At 70.6% G+C, this 16,183-nt stretch carries 10 protein-coding genes; 5 read left to right on the forward strand and 5 right to left on the reverse strand.

The window, feature by feature from the left end; all coding sequences use genetic code 11:
• Positions 1 to 94: 94 nt before the first annotated feature.
• The 3 genes from MMA15_RS19605 (at position 95) to fxsT (ending at position 4,627) form a co-directional block, all read left to right on the forward strand.
• A complete protein-coding gene (locus MMA15_RS19605) occupies positions 95 to 337 on the forward strand; it encodes an FxSxx-COOH-like cyclophane-containing RiPP peptide (RefSeq protein WP_241061447.1) in 243 nt (80 codons plus the stop codon).
• 9 nt (positions 338 to 346) lie between these two features.
• The gene (locus MMA15_RS28275; protein ID WP_241061448.1) at positions 347 to 1,540 is read left to right on the forward strand and encodes an aKG-HExxH-type peptide beta-hydroxylase; all 1,194 of its coding nucleotides are present in this window, start codon (positions 347 to 349) and stop codon (positions 1,538 to 1,540) included.
• 66 nt (positions 1,541 to 1,606) lie between these two features.
• Positions 1,607 to 4,627, forward strand: coding sequence for an FxSxx-COOH system tetratricopeptide repeat protein (fxsT, locus tag MMA15_RS19615; protein ID WP_241061449.1), 3,021 nt, complete (start codon positions 1,607 to 1,609; stop codon positions 4,625 to 4,627).
• A 125-nt stretch (positions 4,628 to 4,752) separates the two neighbouring features.
• Here the strand turns inward: fxsT and MMA15_RS19620 are convergent, their stop codons facing one another.
• The 4 genes from MMA15_RS19620 to MMA15_RS19635 form a co-directional block, all read right to left on the reverse strand.
• On the reverse strand, positions 4,753 to 8,589 hold the full coding sequence (locus MMA15_RS19620) for a multifunctional oxoglutarate decarboxylase/oxoglutarate dehydrogenase thiamine pyrophosphate-binding subunit/dihydrolipoyllysine-residue succinyltransferase subunit (protein WP_241061450.1): 3,837 nt from the start codon (positions 8,587 to 8,589) through the stop codon (positions 4,753 to 4,755).
• A gap of 305 nt (positions 8,590 to 8,894) precedes the next feature.
• Entirely contained in the window at positions 8,895 to 10,010 is a 1,116-nt protein-coding gene (locus MMA15_RS19625; protein WP_241063309.1) for a HAMP domain-containing sensor histidine kinase, read from the reverse strand.
• Positions 10,011 to 10,146: 136 nt separating this feature from the next.
• Positions 10,147 to 10,971, reverse strand: a complete 825-nt coding sequence (locus tag MMA15_RS19630) for a response regulator transcription factor (protein ID WP_241061451.1) — start codon at positions 10,969 to 10,971, stop codon at positions 10,147 to 10,149.
• A gap of 80 nt (positions 10,972 to 11,051) precedes the next feature.
• Complete coding sequence (locus MMA15_RS19635) at positions 11,052 to 11,852, reverse strand: spermidine synthase family protein (RefSeq protein WP_241061452.1); 801 nt, start codon at positions 11,850 to 11,852, stop codon at positions 11,052 to 11,054.
• A 182-nt stretch (positions 11,853 to 12,034) separates the two neighbouring features.
• On the opposite strand from MMA15_RS19635, the gene lon reads away from it, so the two are divergent.
• Positions 12,035 to 14,470 (forward strand): endopeptidase La, encoded by a 2,436-nt coding sequence (lon, locus tag MMA15_RS19640; RefSeq protein ID WP_241061453.1) that lies wholly within the window; start codon positions 12,035 to 12,037, stop codon positions 14,468 to 14,470.
• A gap of 103 nt (positions 14,471 to 14,573) precedes the next feature.
• Here lon and MMA15_RS19645 read toward each other — a convergent pair whose 3' ends face one another.
• Positions 14,574 to 15,422: a lysozyme gene (locus MMA15_RS19645; RefSeq protein ID WP_241061454.1), complete on the reverse strand. Its 849-nt coding sequence runs from the start codon at positions 15,420 to 15,422 to the stop codon at positions 14,574 to 14,576.
• Between the two features lie 289 nt (positions 15,423 to 15,711).
• Here MMA15_RS19645 and MMA15_RS19650 point away from each other — a divergent pair, with 289 nt between their 5' ends.
• Positions 15,712 to 16,170 carry a MarR family winged helix-turn-helix transcriptional regulator gene (locus tag MMA15_RS19650; protein ID WP_241061455.1) on the forward strand — a complete coding sequence of 153 codons (459 nt, stop codon included), beginning with the start codon at positions 15,712 to 15,714 and terminating at the stop codon, positions 16,168 to 16,170.
• The last annotated feature ends 13 nt before the right edge of the window (positions 16,171 to 16,183 follow it).

Raw genomic sequence — 16,183 nt, forward strand, 5'->3', positions numbered from 1 at the left:
TCCAGGACCGAACAGGTTTCCGTATCCGGGGCCTCGGGAAGGACAACAGCCGCTGAGGAGCCTCCTGGATGGGGCCACGGGGAGGGAGAGCACAGTGCCGAAGCACACTGATGCCGAACTGGTCGTGGAGAGAGCGGAGTACGCGCTTGCGCCGCCGCTCCCCGACCTCTCCGGCGTCGACCTGCGCACCCTGCGCCTGATGGACACCCCCGACCTCACCGCGGCGGTGGCCCACGTGCTGCGCGGGCCGGGGGAGTCGGGCGAGCTCTTCAAGCAGAACGGGGACGAACGCCGCGCCGGTGAAGCCCCGAACAGGACTGGACGCTGTGGCGGCTGACCGGTGCGCGTGACAGCGCAACAGCTGTGGCTCCTCGGCCGGACCCGCGCACAACCGGGAGACGTGGACGCCCACCTGCGGGTGGTTCACCACCACCGGCTGCTGCTGCTCAAGTCGCTGTACGAGCGGGTGAACGCCGAGCGTGACACGCTCCCGGCCTCGGCGTTACGGGACTTCGCCGCCCACTGGGAGCTGCTGGAGCGGGCGGAGGCGCACTCTCCGGGCAGCACCCGGCACGCCCTGGCGTACCCGACCGTCGGCAGCAGGCTGGTGCGAGCGCTCTACGCGCGTGAACCGGGGGCCTTCGGCGCGGAACTGGCTCTGATCGGCCAGATCGCCGCCGCCGCCGCGTTACGGTCCGGCTGCCCCTTCGAACTCGTACTGCCCGCGCCGGAAGGGGAGTTGGTGCTCCCCGGCGTCGGCGGCTACGAGTGCCCCTCCGGAGAGTTACGGCTGGAGGTGGACGCCGGCGCCGGTCCGGAACCGGCGAGGGCGCCCGCGCAGTTGCCGGGCGGGCACACCGTGCTCGACGACATCGACCCCTGTCACACGCCACCGGACGGCGGGCTGTCGCAGCCTCCCGCCGCGCACACCGCAGCGGCGAGCCAGTGGTGGTCACCGCTGTGGCGCGAGGCGATGGACCTGCTGTTCGCCGCCGACCCGCAGCGGGCCCGCGAAGTCGCGGCGCTGACCCGCTGCCTGGTACCGCTCACCCCCCTGCCCGAAGGGCCGGAGAACCTCTACAGCGCCACCCTTCGCGCGTCACCCGGCGCGGTGCTGACCACGCCGCCCGAGGACGCCTCCGTGCTGGCGGAGGTACTCGTACACGAGATCCAGCACACCAAGCTGGCCGTGCTGTGCGATCTGACTCCGCTCTACTTTCCGGGCGGCCCGGCCGTACACAAGGTGCCCTGGCGCACCGACCCGCGTCCCATCGGCGGACTGCTCCAGGGCGCCTACGCCCATCTGGCGCTCACCGACCTCTGGCACCGGATCGCCGGCACCCGCGGCACGGGTGTCCCCGCAACGGTCCGAAGAGCCGCGCGGAGCCGCCACAGGGAGTATCGCGATCAGGTCGCCGAGGTCCTTCCCACGCTCGCGGAATCGGCCGAACTCACCGACAATGGACGGGAGTTGGTGAGCGGGATGGCGGCGCACCACAGGCGGCTCGGCAGCGCGGGCAATTCGGTGACAATGCGGTGAGTCTCGGCGATGGCACTCTTGGTCGCTGAAAGGCAGCCGATTCAGGAGCAGTAAGGGGAAATGCGCATGAGCGCTCAGGGCCAGGCGCTCGAGGCGGAGCTGACGGGTCGGCAGGACCGGAGCTTCGTCATCGTCTATCCCGGCTACCACCGGCACTGGGCCACGTGGATTCACCGCACGCTGGAGCGTCTGGGTTGCCAGGTCGTGTTGCAGCGGTGGGGGCCACCGCGCGAACAGCCTCTGGAAGAGGCGCTTGCCGACCTTCTGCTGGCCGACGGGACGGTGCTGCTGGTACTGAGCGAGTGGTTCTTCGAACTCGGCCCGCGCAAGGAGGGCGAGTGGGACACGGCGCTGCGGGGGTTCGTGGCGACGCACCGCGACCGCTTCGCGGCAGTCAACGTCACCAGCCCGGCGCTGCCCACCTCCGCCGCCGTGGTGCGCCCCGTGGAGCTGTGGGGCGTGAGCGCCGACGAGGCCGTGCGCCGACTGCTGAACCGGCTCGAAGTGGACGCCGAACCGGCGGAGATGGCCGATGCCCGCGAGGGTCACCGCTACCCGCGTGACACCCCCGACGTCTGGGGCGACGTGCCGCGCCGCAGCGGCGACTTCACCGGCCGGGACGACCTGCTCAACTCCCTTCAGCAGCGCCTGATGGACGCCGAGCGCGGTACCGCGGCGATCGCGCTGGTGGGCATGCCCGGCATCGGCAAGTCCGCCATCGCCGCGGAGTACGCCCACCGCTTCAGTTCCGACTACGACGTGGTGTGGTGGGTCAACTCCGACGCCCGCGGCACCCTGCGCGAGCGGTTCAGTGAACTGGCCCCTCGGCTGGGACTTCCCGCCGAGGCCGGCGGCTCCGGCGGACGTATCCGCGCGCTGCGGGAGGCACTGCGGCGCGGCAAGCCGTACGGCCGCTGGCTGATCATCTTCGACGGCTGGGACGAACTGACCGACGCCGAGGCGCTGCTGCCCGAAGGCGACGGCCACGTGCTGATCACGTCCCGGAACCGCAACTGGAGCAGGTTCACGGACGTCGTGACCGTCCCCGGGTTCGTACGGGGCGAGTCCACCGGCTATCTGATGCGTCGCGCCCGCAACATCACGGCGGAGGAGGCCGACGAGGTCGCCCGGGAGCTGGAGGACGTGCCGCTGGCGCTCGTCCAGGCCGCGGCCTTCCTCAACCAGTCCGACATGGCCGTACCCGAGTACCTGCGGATGACCCGTGAGCGCGGCAGCCTCGACTTCCCGGTCGGCCTCGAATCAGCGGGCGACTACCCGGCTTCCTCCCTGACGTCCTGGTCGATACTCATCAACCAGCTCCGCAAGGACAATCCGCGTGCCGTGCAGCTCCTCACCCTGTGCACGGTGTTCGCTCCCGGCCGGATTCCGCTGGGCCTGGTGCGTGCCGTCCCGGAGAGCGAACTGCCGGAGGATCTTCGCTGGATCGCCCGCGGCCGTGCCGCCTGGACCCAGGCGCTGGACGTGCTCACCAACTTCTCCGTCGTCAGCCTCGAACCCGTGGAGCACGGAGGCACCGGCCGGGCCGACGGAGGCGAGGACCGGGTGCGGATGCACCGTCTGGTGCACTCGATCGCGAGCCAGCTCACCGCCACCGAAGACCTGGAGGAGTACCGGCGGATCGTGCGCAGGGGCCTCGCGGAGGCCGACCCGGGCACGCCACAGGACAGCCGTACCTGGCCGGTCTACTCCGAGCTGCTCCTCCACATCGAGCCCAGCGGCGCACTGACCAGCACGGGCAACCGGGTGCGCAAGACCGTACTCAACTGTGTGCAGTACTGCTCCGCGAGCGCCGAATACACCACCGGCGTGACGCTGGGCGCCCGGGTGCGGGAGCACTGGCAGGCGACTTTCCCGCCGAGCGATCCGATGTGGGTGCCGCTCTCCCTCTCGCAGAGCCTGTGTCTGCGGGAGAGCGGCCAGATCCGCGCCGCACACGAGCTGATCCGCGAACAGCTCGCCGACCTCGACGAGTTGGACGCCCCGGACGCGGCCGCGGTGCTCAGCGTCCGGCAGGCCCTCGCCGTCGTACTGCGCCGACTCGGCCGGTACGGGGAGTCACTGGAGCTGTCCCGGGAGATCAACAGCGCGGCCCAGGAGGTCCTCGGCCCGGACCACGTCAGCTCGCTCGTCTTCCGCAACAACCTCGGTGTGGCGCTGCGGCAGCTCGGGCGCTACGAGGAGGCGTACGAGATCGACGCGGAGACCCTGCGCCGCAGGGAGCGGGCACTGTCCGTCCGCGACCCGTCCACGCTCGTATCCGGCAACAACTGCGCCTACGACCTGCGGCTCATGGGCAAGTTCTCCGAAGCGCTGGCCCGCCAGGAACTCGGCATGCAGATGCACATCCAGGTGCTGGGACCTGACCACGATCAGACCCTCTTCGCCCGGCATCAGCTTCTGCTGTGCCGCTACCGGGCCGGCGAGGACCGGGAGGAGATCGGGGAGCAGCTCGGCCTGCTGCTGGACCGCTACCGCCAGGTCTACGGCCGCAGCTTCTACCAGACCCTCAACCTGGTGACGGACTACGGCAACTTCCTGCGCGAGGTGGGCGATACGGCCCAGGCCAGCCGTCTGATCGCCGAGGCCGAGGAGGGCTACCGCAAGCTGCTGGGCCAGGCGCACCCGGTGCCGACCGGCATGCAGTCCAGCTTCGGGCTCATCCTGCGCGCCGAGGGCGACACCCGGGGCGCGCTCAACCTGTTCGAGCAGGCGTACTTCGGGCTGCGTACGCTGCTGGGCCCCGACCACCCGTGGACGCTGGGCTGCGCTCTCAACTCCGCCGCCGGACGGCAGGACTCGGGCCGCGGCGACGAGGCGGTCGAGCTGGGCAGGGACACCCTGGACCGGGCGCGGCGGACGCTCGGCGACGACCATCTGCTGACGCTGTCGGTGATGTCGGGCCTCGCCACCGACCTGCGCTCGCTGGGGGAGGAGACGGAGTCCCGCAAGCTCGACGAGGACGTGCTCTCCCGGCTCACCCGCACCCTGGGCATGCGCCACCCGCAGACCATCACCATTCGCGAAGGGGCGCGCCCGCTCTGGGACTTCGAGCCGAATCTGGGCTGAGGCCGACCACGAAGGCCGCCGCCCCTACGCACGACAGGGGCCCGCCGGTATCCGTTACCGGCGGGCCCTCCGTCTGCGCAGGGCAAGGCCCCTCAGAGGTCGAGCCCCTGGGAGGCCGGAGCCCCTCAGAGGTCGAAGACCTCCTGGATGAGCTGCTGCTGCTCCTCCTGGTGCCGCTTGCCCGAGCCGACCGCGGGCGAGGACGACGACGGGCGCGAGACCCGGCGGAGCCGGTCCGCGTTGGGGACCGGGTCGGAGCCGATGATCAGGTCCAGGTGGTCGACGAGGTTGAGGGCGATGAACGGCCAGGCGCCCTGGTTCGCCGGTTCCTCCTGGGCCCACAGGAACTTCGACGCACCGCTGTACTTGGCCATCTCGGCCTGGATCTCCTTGCCGGGCAGCGGGTAGAGCCGCTCCAGGCGGATGATCGCGGTGTCGGTCAGTCCGCGCTTCTGCCGCTCGGCGTCGAGGTCGTAGTAGACCTTCCCGGAGCAGAAGACGACCTTGCGGACGTTCGCCGGGTCCACGGAGCCGTCGCCGATGACGGGGCGGAAGCCCCCGGAGGTGAACTCCGACGTCTTCGACGCCGCCGCCTTCAGCCGGAGCATCGACTTCGGGGTGAAGACGACCAGCGGCTTGTGGTGCGGGTTGTGGACCTGCCAGCGCAGCAGGTGGAAGTAGTTCGACGGCAGGGTCGGCATCGCGACCGTCATGCTGTTCTGCGCGCAGAGCTGGAGGAACCGCTCGATGCGGGCCGACGAGTGGTCGGGGCCCTGGCCCTCGTAGCCGTGCGGGAGCAGCAGCGTGACGCCGGAGGTCTGGTTCCACTTCTGCTCGGCGGAGGTGATGAACTCGTCGATCACCGTCTGGGCGCCGTTGGCGAAGTCGCCGAACTGCGCCTCCCACATCACCAGCGCCTCGGGCCGCGCCAGGGAGTAGCCGTACTCGAAGCCCATCGCGGCGTACTCGCTCAGCAGCGAGTCGTAGACGTTGTAGCGGGCCTGGTCCTCGGAGAGGTAGAGCAGCGGCGTGTAGTCGTTGCCGGTGTTCTGGTCGAGGAGTACCGCGTGGCGCTGGCCGAAGGTGCCGCGGCGGGAGTCCTGCCCGGAGAGGCGGACCGGGGTGCCCTCCATCAGCAGCGAGCCGATGGCCAGGGTCTCGCCCATGCCCCAGTCGATCGTGTCGTCCTCGATCATCGCCGCGCGCCGCTGGAGCTGCGGCAGCAGGCGCGGGTGGACCGTGACGTGGTCGGGGATGTTGACCTGCGACTCGGCGATCCGCTTGACGACCTCCTGGCCGACGCCCGTCTCCACGTGGACGGGGAACTCCGCCTCGGGCTGGGGGACTTCGGCCGGTGCGGGGGCGTTGGTGACGTCCCGGACCTCGGTGAAGACCTTCTCCAACTGGCCCTGGAAGTCCTGGAGCGCCTGCTCGGCCTCCTCCAGCGTGATGTCGCCGCGGCCGATGAGGGACTCGGTGTAGAGCTTGCGCACCGAGCGCTTCTTGTCGACCAGGTTGTACATCAGCGGCTGCGTGAACTGCGGGTTGTCGGTCTCGTTGTGACCGCGGCGCCGGTAGCAGATCAGGTCGATGACGACGTCCTTGTTGAACGCCTGCCGGTATTCGAAGGCCAGGCGGGCCACGCGGACCACGGCCTCCGGGTCGTCGCCGTTGACGTGGAAGATCGGCGCCTCGATCATCCGGGCCACGTCGGTGGAGTACATCGACGAGCGCGCCGACTCCGGTGCGGCGGTGAAGCCGACCTGGTTGTTGACGATGATGTGCACCGTGCCGCCGGTGCGGTAGCCGCGCAGCTGCGACATGTTGAGCGTCTCGGCCACGACGCCCTGGCCCGCGAAGGCCGCGTCGCCGTGCAACTGGACGGGCAGGACGGTGAAGTCCGTGCCGCCCTTGCCGATGATGTCCTGCTTGGCGCGTGCGACGCCCTCGACGATCGGGTCGACGGCCTCCAGATGCGAGGGGTTGGCGGTGAGCGAGACCTTGATCTGCTCGCCGTCGAGGCCGGTGAAGGTGCCTTCGGCGCCCAGGTGGTACTTCACGTCGCCGGAGCCGTGCATCGACTTCGGGTCGAGGTTGCCCTCGAACTCGCGGAAGATCTGCGCGTAGGACTTGCCGACGATGTTGGCCAGTACGTTCAGCCGGCCGCGGTGGGCCATGCCGATCACGCACTCGTCGAGGCGGGACTCGGCGGCGGCGTCGAGCACGGCGTCCAGCATCGGGATGACGGACTCGCCGCCCTCCAGCGAGAAGCGCTTCTGCCCGACGTACTTGGTCTGGAGGAACGTCTCGAACGCCTCGGCCGCGTTCAGCCGCCGCAGGATGCGGAGCTGTTCGTCACGCTCGGGCTTGGAGTGCGGACGCTCGACGCGGTCCTGGATCCACTTGCGTTCCTTCGGATCCTGGATGTGCATGTACTCGATGCCGGTGGTGCGGCAGTACGAGTCGCGCAGCACCCCGAGGATGTCGCGCAGCTTCATCATCGACTTGTTGGCGAAGCCGCCGACCGCGAACTCCCGCTCCAGGTCCCACAGGGTGAGCCCGTGCTCGGTGATGTCCAGGTCGGGGTGCTTGCGCTGCTTGTACTCCAGCGGGTCGGTGTCGGCCATGATGTGGCCGCGCACCCGGTAGGAGTGGATCAGGTCGAAGACGCGGGCGGCCTTGGTGACGTCGTCGTCGTGGGAGGCGTCGATGTCCTGGTTCCAGCGCACCGGCTCGTAGGGGATGCGCAGCGCCTTGAAGATCTCGTCGTAGAACCGCTCCTCGCCGAGCAGCAGCTTGCTGACGATGCGCAGGAACTCGCCGGAGGCGGCGCCCTGGATGACCCTGTGGTCGTAGGTGCTGGTCAGCGTCATCACCTTGGAGACGCCGAGCCGGTTGAGGGTGTCCTGCGAGGTGCCCTGGAACTCCGCCGGGTACTCCATGGCGCCCACGCCCAGGATCAGGCCCTGGCCGGGCATCAGCCGCGGCACGGAGTGGACGGTGCCGATGCCGCCGGGGTTGGTCAGGGAGCAGGTGACGCCGGAGAAGTCCTCCATCGTCAGCTTGTTCTGCCGGGCGCGGCGGACGATGTCCTCGTACGCCTGCCAGAACTCGAAGAAGGTGAGCGTCTCGGCCTTCTTGATGGCGGCGACGACGAGCTGGCGGTCGCCGTTGGGCTTCACCAGGTCGATGGCGAGACCGAGGTTGACGTGGTCGGGCTTGACCAGCGTCGGCTTGCCGTCCTTCTCGGTGTACGAGTAGTTCATCGACGGCATCGCCTTCAGCGCCTGCACCATGGCGTAGCCGATCAGGTGCGTGAAGGACACCTTGCCGCCGCGGGCGCGCTTGAGGTGGTTGTTGATGACGATGCGGTTGTCGAAGAGGAGCTTCACCGGCACGGCGCGGACCGAGGTGGCGGTGGGCAGCTCCAGCGAGGCGTTCATGTTCTTCGCGACCGCCGCGGAGGGGCCCCGCATGGGCACGTACTCCGGACCGGCGGGCTCCTCGGCCTCGGCGGAGGGCTCGGGCGCGGCGGGCTTGGCGGCGGCCTTGGCCGGGGCCTGCTTGGCGGCCTTCGGCTGCGCGGGCTGCTTCGGCGCGGCGGACTTGGCGGGTGCCGCCTTGCCCGCGGCCTGCTCGGCGGGCGCGGCCGCCTGCTCCGAAGGCTGCGCGGGAGCGGGCGTGGGCGCCTGCTTCGCGGGCGCCGCCGAGGCCGCCGCCTGCTGGGCGGTCGTGCCGGGGGGCGCCGCGGGCTCGGCCACGGTCCCCGCGGACTCGGCGCCCGGCTTGTAATCGGCGAAGAAGTCCCACCAGGCTCGGTCTACCGAGTTCGGGTCCTGGAGGTACTGCTGGTAGATCTCGTCGACGAGCCACTCGTTTGGCCCGAACACGGCGGCGGGATCACTTCCCTGACCGTCCTGCTGGGTCGAGACGCTCGAGCTGTTGGGGGACTGTGACGACACGGCGGCAACCGCCCTCTTCCGCGTTCCTTAGGTGGTGGACAGCGGGAACAAAGGCTACGCCTCTCCCCGCCTCCCTTGCAGTCCAGCCCGGGTTGTCGTCGTGCAAGTCACATCGCGAGTCCGGTTTCGGGACATGATCTGGCGGGAAACAACCAAGGTTCGTCTGGGAGCGGAACTGGCGGCCCCGGTTCCGCGTCGTACTCTTCGGGCCTCCGGCCGGGCTCAGCATGCCCCGGGCCCGTCTTCTGCGGCCCCGGCTCGGCCCGGCCCGGCCCGGCCCCTCGCCCCGAGGCCCGTACCGGCAGCTAGCCCTGTGCCTCCTCCACTCCCGGAAGCGTGACCTGGATGCGGCAGCCCTTCGGGGACTCCGCGACCCTTATCCAGCCGCCGTGCAGATCGACCGCCCAGCGTGCGATGGCCAGGCCGAGCCCCGTGCCGCCGTCGCCGCCGCCGGGGCCCTGGCCGCGCTGTGAGGAGGACTCGGCGGCCTTCGTACGGTTGAAGCGCTCGAAGACGTGTGCCCGCTCGGACTCCGGGATGCCGGGGCCCTCGTCGAGCACCTCCACCTCAAGGCTCTCCGCGGTCGCGCCCGGACGTGCGCGCACCGTGACGCGGCCGTGCGGCGGGCTGTGCTTGACCGCGTTGTCGATGAGGTTGGCGACGACCTGGTGCAGGCGCTCGGCGTCGGCGTAGGCCGTCAGTTCGGGCGGCGAGACGTCGAGGTGCAGATGGACGTCCGTACGGGAGTGCCCCTGCCCCTTGCTCATGTTGGCTTCCTTGAGCACGCCCGCCAGATAGGGCCAGACCTCGAAGCGTCGTGCGTGCAGCGGCACGACACCGTTGTCCAGCCGGGAGAGGTCCAGGAGATGCGCCACGAGCCGGCCGAGCCGGTCCGTCTGCTGGAGGGCGATGCGCATCGTCTCGGGATCGGAGTCGGAGACGCCGTCCACGACGTTCTCCAGCACCGCCCGCAGCGCGGCGATGGGGGTGCGCAGCTCGTGCGAGACGTTGGCGACCAGCTCCTTGCGGTGCTGGTCGACGGCTTCGAGGTCCGCGGCCATCTGATTGAAGGTCTCGGCCAGTTCGCCGAACTCGTCCCTGCGGTCGCCCCGTACGCGCCGCGAGTAGTCGCCGTCCGCCATCGCCCTGGCCGCGTCGGTCATCTCGTCCAGCGGCGCCGTGAGCGACTGGGCCACGAACTGGGTGATCAGCAGCGACGCGATGATCGAGATGATGGTGATCACGCGCAGCTCGGTCGCGGAGTTGACCGCGAAGAGCGCGAGCAGCGTGGTGATCACCACGGAGACGATCACCAGCGCGCCGAGCGCCGCCTTCACCGAGCGATACGGGTCGAGTGGGCGCAGCCCCTCCCAGATCCGGTCGAGCCAACGGATCCACACTGGCTCCCAGCGTCTGCGCAGGCGCTGGTTGAGACGGCCCAGGGCGCGCAGGCAGCGCGCCAGGAACCGCCCCGTGACGCGGGCCGAGCGCGGAAGGCGCAGCGCACGGCCCGTGGCAGGCGAGTCGGGCACCTCGGTCACGTCGCGGCGCTCCCCTTCAGGAGCCGTCCGCGGCCGACGCCGGGTATCCGCCGCCTTCCGCGCCGGACGCGGCGTTGGCCGAGTTGGAGCCCGAGGAGGGGGTCTCCAGCGCGTAACCCACGCCGTGCACCGTACGGATGCGCTCCGCGCCGATCTTGCGGCGCAGGGCCTTGATGTGGCTGTCGACGGTGCGCGTACCGGAGGCGTCCGCCCAGTCCCACACCTCGGCGAGCAACTGCTCGCGGGAGAGCACGGCCCGCGGGGAGTGCGCCAGGCACACCAGCAGGTCGAACTCGGTCGGGGTGAGGTGTACGTCCTCACCGGTGACGCGCACCCGGCGCTGCGAGTGGTCGATCTCCAGCTCGCCGAGGCGGAGTATCCCGCTGCGCGGCGTGTGGGCGGCGAGCGTCGCCCGCTCCACGCGGCGCAGCAGTACGTGCACCCGCGCGGCGACCTCGCGCATGGAGAACGGCTTCGTCATGTAGTCGTCCGCGCCGACGCCCAGCCCGACCAGCATGTCGGTCTCGTCGTCCCGTGCCGTGAGCATCAGTACGGGGACCGGACGCTGCGACTGCACCCTGCGGCAGACCTCCAGCCCGTCGAAGCCCGGCAGCATCACGTCGAGCACGATCAGATCCGGCTGCCACGCCTCGGCGGTGTCGACGGCGGCAGGGCCGTCGCCCGCCGTCTGCACCTGGAATCCCTCGGCGCGCAGCCGCATCGCGATCGCGTCGACGATGGTGGGATCGTCTTCGACGACCAGGATCCTGCGCTGGGCGCCTGGGGTGGTCGTCGCGGACGCGTTGCTGCTCTGTGCCGTTGTGATGTTCTTCTGGTCCATTCGACCCCGCCCCTGCAATGGCCCCGTGGCTTGTTTGTATGCGTGCTTGCAGCAGCGTAAGGGGCTCGTGTCGGCTGCGGCTATGCCGGTTTGGTTGCGAAGTGGACCACGTCGGGGACGCCTCGGGCGACAGGGATCTCTTCGGTGCGAACCCCCTGGAATCCGGCATTCCGCAATGCATCCTCGAATGTCGGGGAGCTTTGTGCGGACCAGACGGCGAGCACGCCCCCGGGCGCCATGCGGGCCAGGCAGCGGGAGAGTCCGCCGGGGGAGTAGAGGGAGGCGTTGTCGTCGGTGACGGTCCATCCCGGGCCGTTGTCCACGTCGAGGCAGAGCGCGTCGAAGAGTTCGCGGGGCGCCTCGCCCCCGGTCTCTCCGCCGCCCTCGGCCGTTCCCTCGCCTCGCCCGGCTTCGCACGGTCCGGGCTCGCCGCGCAGAAAGGCGCCGAGGTCCGCGTGGACGATCTCCGTACGGGGATCGCGGAGCGCGGCGGCCGTCAGCGCGGAGAGCGGGCCGTCGTGGCGGTGCCAGTCGACGACGGCCTCCTCGCGTTCCACGACGGTGATGTGCCCCCACTCGGGCTCCTCCGCGGCCTCCGCCAGCGAGAAGCCCACGCCGAGACCCCCGATGAGCAGCCGGGGCGGGCGCCGTGGCGCGGAGTGAGCCCGGCCGCGGCGCAGCTCCGCCAGGGCGGCCCGCACCAGCAGGCGCTCGGAGCGTCCGTCGGAGGTGTCCATCAGGAAGGTGCCGTTGGCGATGATCTGGAGCAGTTCGCCGTGGCGCCGTAGCACCACCTCGCCGTGCGGGCCGTCCCGGCGGTCGAGGACGACGGGGCGCCCGGTGCCGTAGTCGTCGGTGCTGCTGCCGACGGTCTGCTGCATGTGCCCATCCTGCACCGGGTCTTCCGGCGGCTGCCGCGCCGCAGGTCGCGGCCCGTGCAGGCCGCGCCGTTGATCGCTCCTGGCGAACAGGGATGCCCCCGAGGAACATCCGGCGCCCTCGATGCATTGACTGATCACAGCTTGAGCGAAGACCGCTCAACTTGCCTGCCGAGGGAGAGATCATGGCTTCGATGTCCAAACCGCTCACCCTGCCCGTGCTGCCCCTCGATGACGAGGTAGTGCTCCCGGGGATGGTGGTGCCGCTGGACCTGTCCGACAGCGACGTAAGGGCGGCGGTGGAGGCCGCACAGGCCGCCGTCACCGCTGGGGAGAAGCCGCAGCTCCTGCTGGTGCCGAGGATCGGCGGAAGCTACGCGGGCCTGGGCGTGCTCGGCAGCGTCGAGCAGGTCGGCCGCCTCGCGGGCGGAGACCCCGGCGCCCTGATCCGCGCTCGCGGCCGGGTGCGCGTCGGCTCCGGTACGAGCGGCCCCGGCGCGGCCCTGTGGGTCGAGGGCACGCCCGTCGACGAGACCACCGGCCCGCAGCAGGACGGCGAGGGTGAGTCGTCCGGCGCCGCCGAGCTGATGACCGAGTACAAGGCGCTCGCCGCCGACTGGCTGCGCAAGCGCGGCGCCTGGCAGGTGGTGGACCGGCTCCAGCAGATCGACGACCCCGGCCAGCTCGCCGACAACGCCGGCTATTCGCCGTTCCTCTCGGCCGAGCAGAAGATGACGCTGCTGGAGACCCTCGACCCCGTCGAGCGGCTGCGCTTCGCCGTCTCCACGCTGCGCGAGCACCTCGCCGAGCAGGACGTGGCCGAGTCCATCGCCAAGGACGTTCAGGAGGGCGTCGACAAGCAGCAGCGCGAGTTCCTGCTCCGCCGCCAGCTCGACGCCGTACGCAAGGAACTCGCGGAACTCAACGGCGACCCGGAGGACGAGGGTGAGGACTACCGCGCCCGTGTCGAGGCCGCCGCCCTGCCCGAGCATGTGCACAAGGCCGCGCTCAAGGAGCTGGAGAAGCTGGAGCGGGCCTCCGACCAGTCGCCCGAGGGAGGCTGGATCCGCACCTGGCTCGACACCGTGCTGGAGCTGCCCTGGAACGAGCGGACCGAGGACGCCTACGACATCGCGGGCGCACAGGCCGTGCTCGACGCCGACCACGCCGGACTTCAGGACGTCAAGGAGCGCATCACCGAGTATCTGGCGGTGCGCAAGCGCCGCGAGGAGCGCGGCCTCGGCGTCGTCGGCGGGCGGCGCGGGGGTGCCGTGCTGGCGCTGACCGGCCCGCCCGGCGTCGGCAAGACGTCGCTGGGGGAGTCCGTGGCACGCGCGATGGGACGGAAGTTCGTGCGCGTCGCGCTGGGCGGCGTCCGCGACGAGGCGGAGATCCGCGGCCACCGCCGCACGTATGTGGGCGCGCTGCCCGGACGGATCGTGCGGGCGGTGAAGGAGGCCGGTTCGATGAACCCGGTCGTGCTGCTCGACGAGGTCGACAAGCTCGGTGCCGACTTCCGCGGCGACCCCTCGTCGGCGCTGCTGGAGGTCCTCGACCCGGCGCAGAACCACACATTCCGCGACCACTACCTGGAGGTCGAACTCGACCTGTCCGACGTGGTGTTCCTCGCCACCGCCAACGTCATGGAGGCGATCCCGGACGCGCTGCTGGACCGCATGGAGGTCGTGCAGCTCGACGGCTACACCGAGGACGAGAAGGTCGTCATCGCCCGCGAGCACCTGCTGCCGCGGCAGCTCGAACGCACGGGCCTGGACGCCGGCGAGGTCCTGCTCCAGGACGAGGCGCTGCGCAAGCTCGCCGCCGAGTACACGCGGGAGGCCGGTGTGCGGAATCTGGAGCGCTCCGTCGCCCGTGTGCTGCGCAAGGTCGCGGCACAGCACGAGCTGGGGGAGCGCGAACTGCCCGTCAGCGTCGGCCCGGAAGAGCTGCGCGACCTCATCGGGCGTCCGCACCACACCCCGGAGTCGGCCCAGGACCCGGCGGAGCGGCGTACGTCCGTGCCCGGGGTGGCCACGGGGCTCGCGGTCACCGGAGCGGGCGGCGACGTGCTCTTCGTGGAGGCGTCGCTCGCCGATCCGGAGACGGGCGGCTCGGGGCTGACCCTGACCGGGCAGCTCGGCGACGTGATGAAGGAGTCCGCACACATCGCGCTGTCGTATCTGCGGTCGCGCGGCGCGGAGTTGGAGCTGCCGGTCGGCGATCTGAAGGACCGGGGCGTCCATCTGCACGTGCCCGCGGGCGCGGTGCCGAAGGACGGCCCCAGCGCCGGCGTCACCATGACCACCGCGCTGGCGTCGCTGCTGAGCGGCCGTCAGGTGCGTACGGACGTGGCGATGACCGGGGAGGTCTCGCTGACCGGCCGGGTGCTGCCCATCGGCGGCGTCAAGCAGAAGCTGCTGGCGGCGCACCGTGCGGGCGTCACGACGGTCGTCATCCCGAAGCGGAACGAGCCCGACCTGGACGATGTGCCGGAGGAGGTGCTGGAAGGGCTCGACGTGCGTCCGCTCTCCGACATCCGCCAGGTGCTCGAACTGGCTCTGACTCCCGCGGAGTCGGGCTGCCCGGGCGGCGCGGAGCGGGAGCTCCCGGTGGCGGCCTGAGGCCGCCACCGGGCACCCCCTCCCGGCTGGAAAGCCGCACGGCGGCGCCGCGTTCACGTGCCTGAGCCCGTGTGACGCGCCGCCGCCTGCTGCGGCCGGGGTGTTAGCCGTTGGCGAGTGCCTGGAGGCGGTCCATCGCTCCGTTGAACAGATCGTGGTCGCCGACGGTCGGCCCCGTCGAGGTGTACTGCCAGAAGGTGTAGAAGCCCCAGCCGTTGGGGAGCGTGCCGGGCGACGAGGCGTAACGCGCCACCCACAGCGGATTGGTGCTGCCGAAGCCGCCGTTGTTGCCCGTGCACTGGGTCCACCAGTCCGTCGTGGTGTAGATGACGGCGTCGCGGCCGGTGCGTGCCTTGTAGGTGCTGGTGAAGTCCTTGATCCAGCTCACCATGGCGCTCTGGCTCTTCCCGTAGCAGGTCGAGCCGTACGGGTTGTACTCGATGTCGAGCACTCCGGGCAGCGTCTTGCCGTCCTTGCTCCAGCCGCCGCCGTGGTCCGCGAAGTAGTTGGCCTGCGCGGCGCCGCTGGAGCTGTTCGGCAGCGCGAAGTGATAGGCCCCGCGGATCATTCCGACGTTGTACGAGCCGTTGTACTGCTGCGTGAAGTACTCGTTCTGGTACGAGGTGCCCTCGGTCGCCTTGACGTAGGCCCAGCGCACGCCGCTGTCCCACAGGGCCGACCATGCGACGTTGCCCTGATGGCCGCTCACATCGACGCCGTGGACGCTCGCGGCGAGGGTCTTCGGCGGTGACCCGTCGGAGGGGTCGCCGCCCTCGTGCATCCGTACGCCGACGCCCATCGAGGCTTCGCCGGGCTTTACGGGTTCCTGCTGGCTGGCCGCGCTCGCCGCACCCGGTGCGGTGACGAGCAGGGCGAGTGCGGAGATGAACAATCCCGCCGCGGTGAGGAGCCTTCCTCTGCGGCGGGCCGTACCGGATCCGAGACCTGGCATCGCTGCCTCCGAGACGTGGGGGCGGGGGACGAATGGCGGTGCTGGGTGGAGCGGTTGGAGCGTTGGAGCGGGTCGTGCGGCGGTGCGGTCGTGCGGGACGCGTGGGGGGTTCGGCATGCCCTTCTGGTGTGGGCATGTCAGGTCTTTAACGGTACGCGCGTAGACATATTCGGGGAAGACGGACAGCGTCTCTGCCGGAGGTCCACACCTGCGAAATCCTCCCGGACCTGGGACGATCGCCGTCGGGCGACGGGAAGTTTCCGCGCGGAAGACGGAAGAGGACGCACAAGTGGACGAGGCCAGGTTGCAGCCGACACCCGAACTGCTGGACCTAGAGAGGGAGTTGACGGTCTTCTTGCGCCGGGCGCGCGCCTTCTCGGGCGAGATGGCCCGCGAGGTCCACCCGGAACTGGAGCCCGCGGCGTACGGGCTCTTCGTCAGGCTCGACGACGGCGGGCCCCAGCGGGCGACCGACCTCGCGATGTACTTCGGCGTGGGCAAGGCGACCATCAGCCGCCAGTTGCGGGTGCTGGAGAACCTCGGGCTGATCTACCGCGCGCCCGACCCCGACGACGGCCGCGCGTCGCTGGTGCATCTCACCCCCCGGGGGCGCGACCGCTTCCGGTCCGTACGGGAGGCGCGCCGAGCGCAGTACGTACGCAGGCTCGCGTCCTGGGACCCGGCGGAGATCGCCGAGCTGGCGAGGCTGCTCCACCAGCTCAACACCATGTCCGACACGGATGGTTGACGGCGGCCCGTCC

Origin of the sequence: Streptomyces marispadix (assembly GCF_022524345.1) — a bacterium.
Taxonomy (GTDB): Bacteria; Actinomycetota; Actinomycetes; order Streptomycetales; family Streptomycetaceae; genus Streptomyces; species Streptomyces marispadix.

Bases quoted from the DNA above. Each gene is read 5' to 3' on its own strand.
- MMA15_RS19630 (WP_241061451.1), bottom strand. From the start codon at position 10,971: ATGGACCAGAAGAACATCACAACGGCACAGAGCAGCAACGCGTCCGCG.
- MMA15_RS19645 (WP_241061454.1), bottom strand. From the start codon at position 15,422: ATGCCAGGTCTCGGATCCGGTACGGCCCGCCGCAGAGGAAGGCTCCTC.
- fxsT (WP_241061449.1), top strand. From the start codon at position 1,607: ATGAGCGCTCAGGGCCAGGCGCTCGAGGCGGAGCTGACGGGTCGGCAG.
- MMA15_RS19635 (WP_241061452.1), bottom strand. From the start codon at position 11,852: ATGCAGCAGACCGTCGGCAGCAGCACCGACGACTACGGCACCGGGCGC.
- lon (WP_241061453.1), top strand. From the start codon at position 12,035: ATGGCTTCGATGTCCAAACCGCTCACCCTGCCCGTGCTGCCCCTCGAT.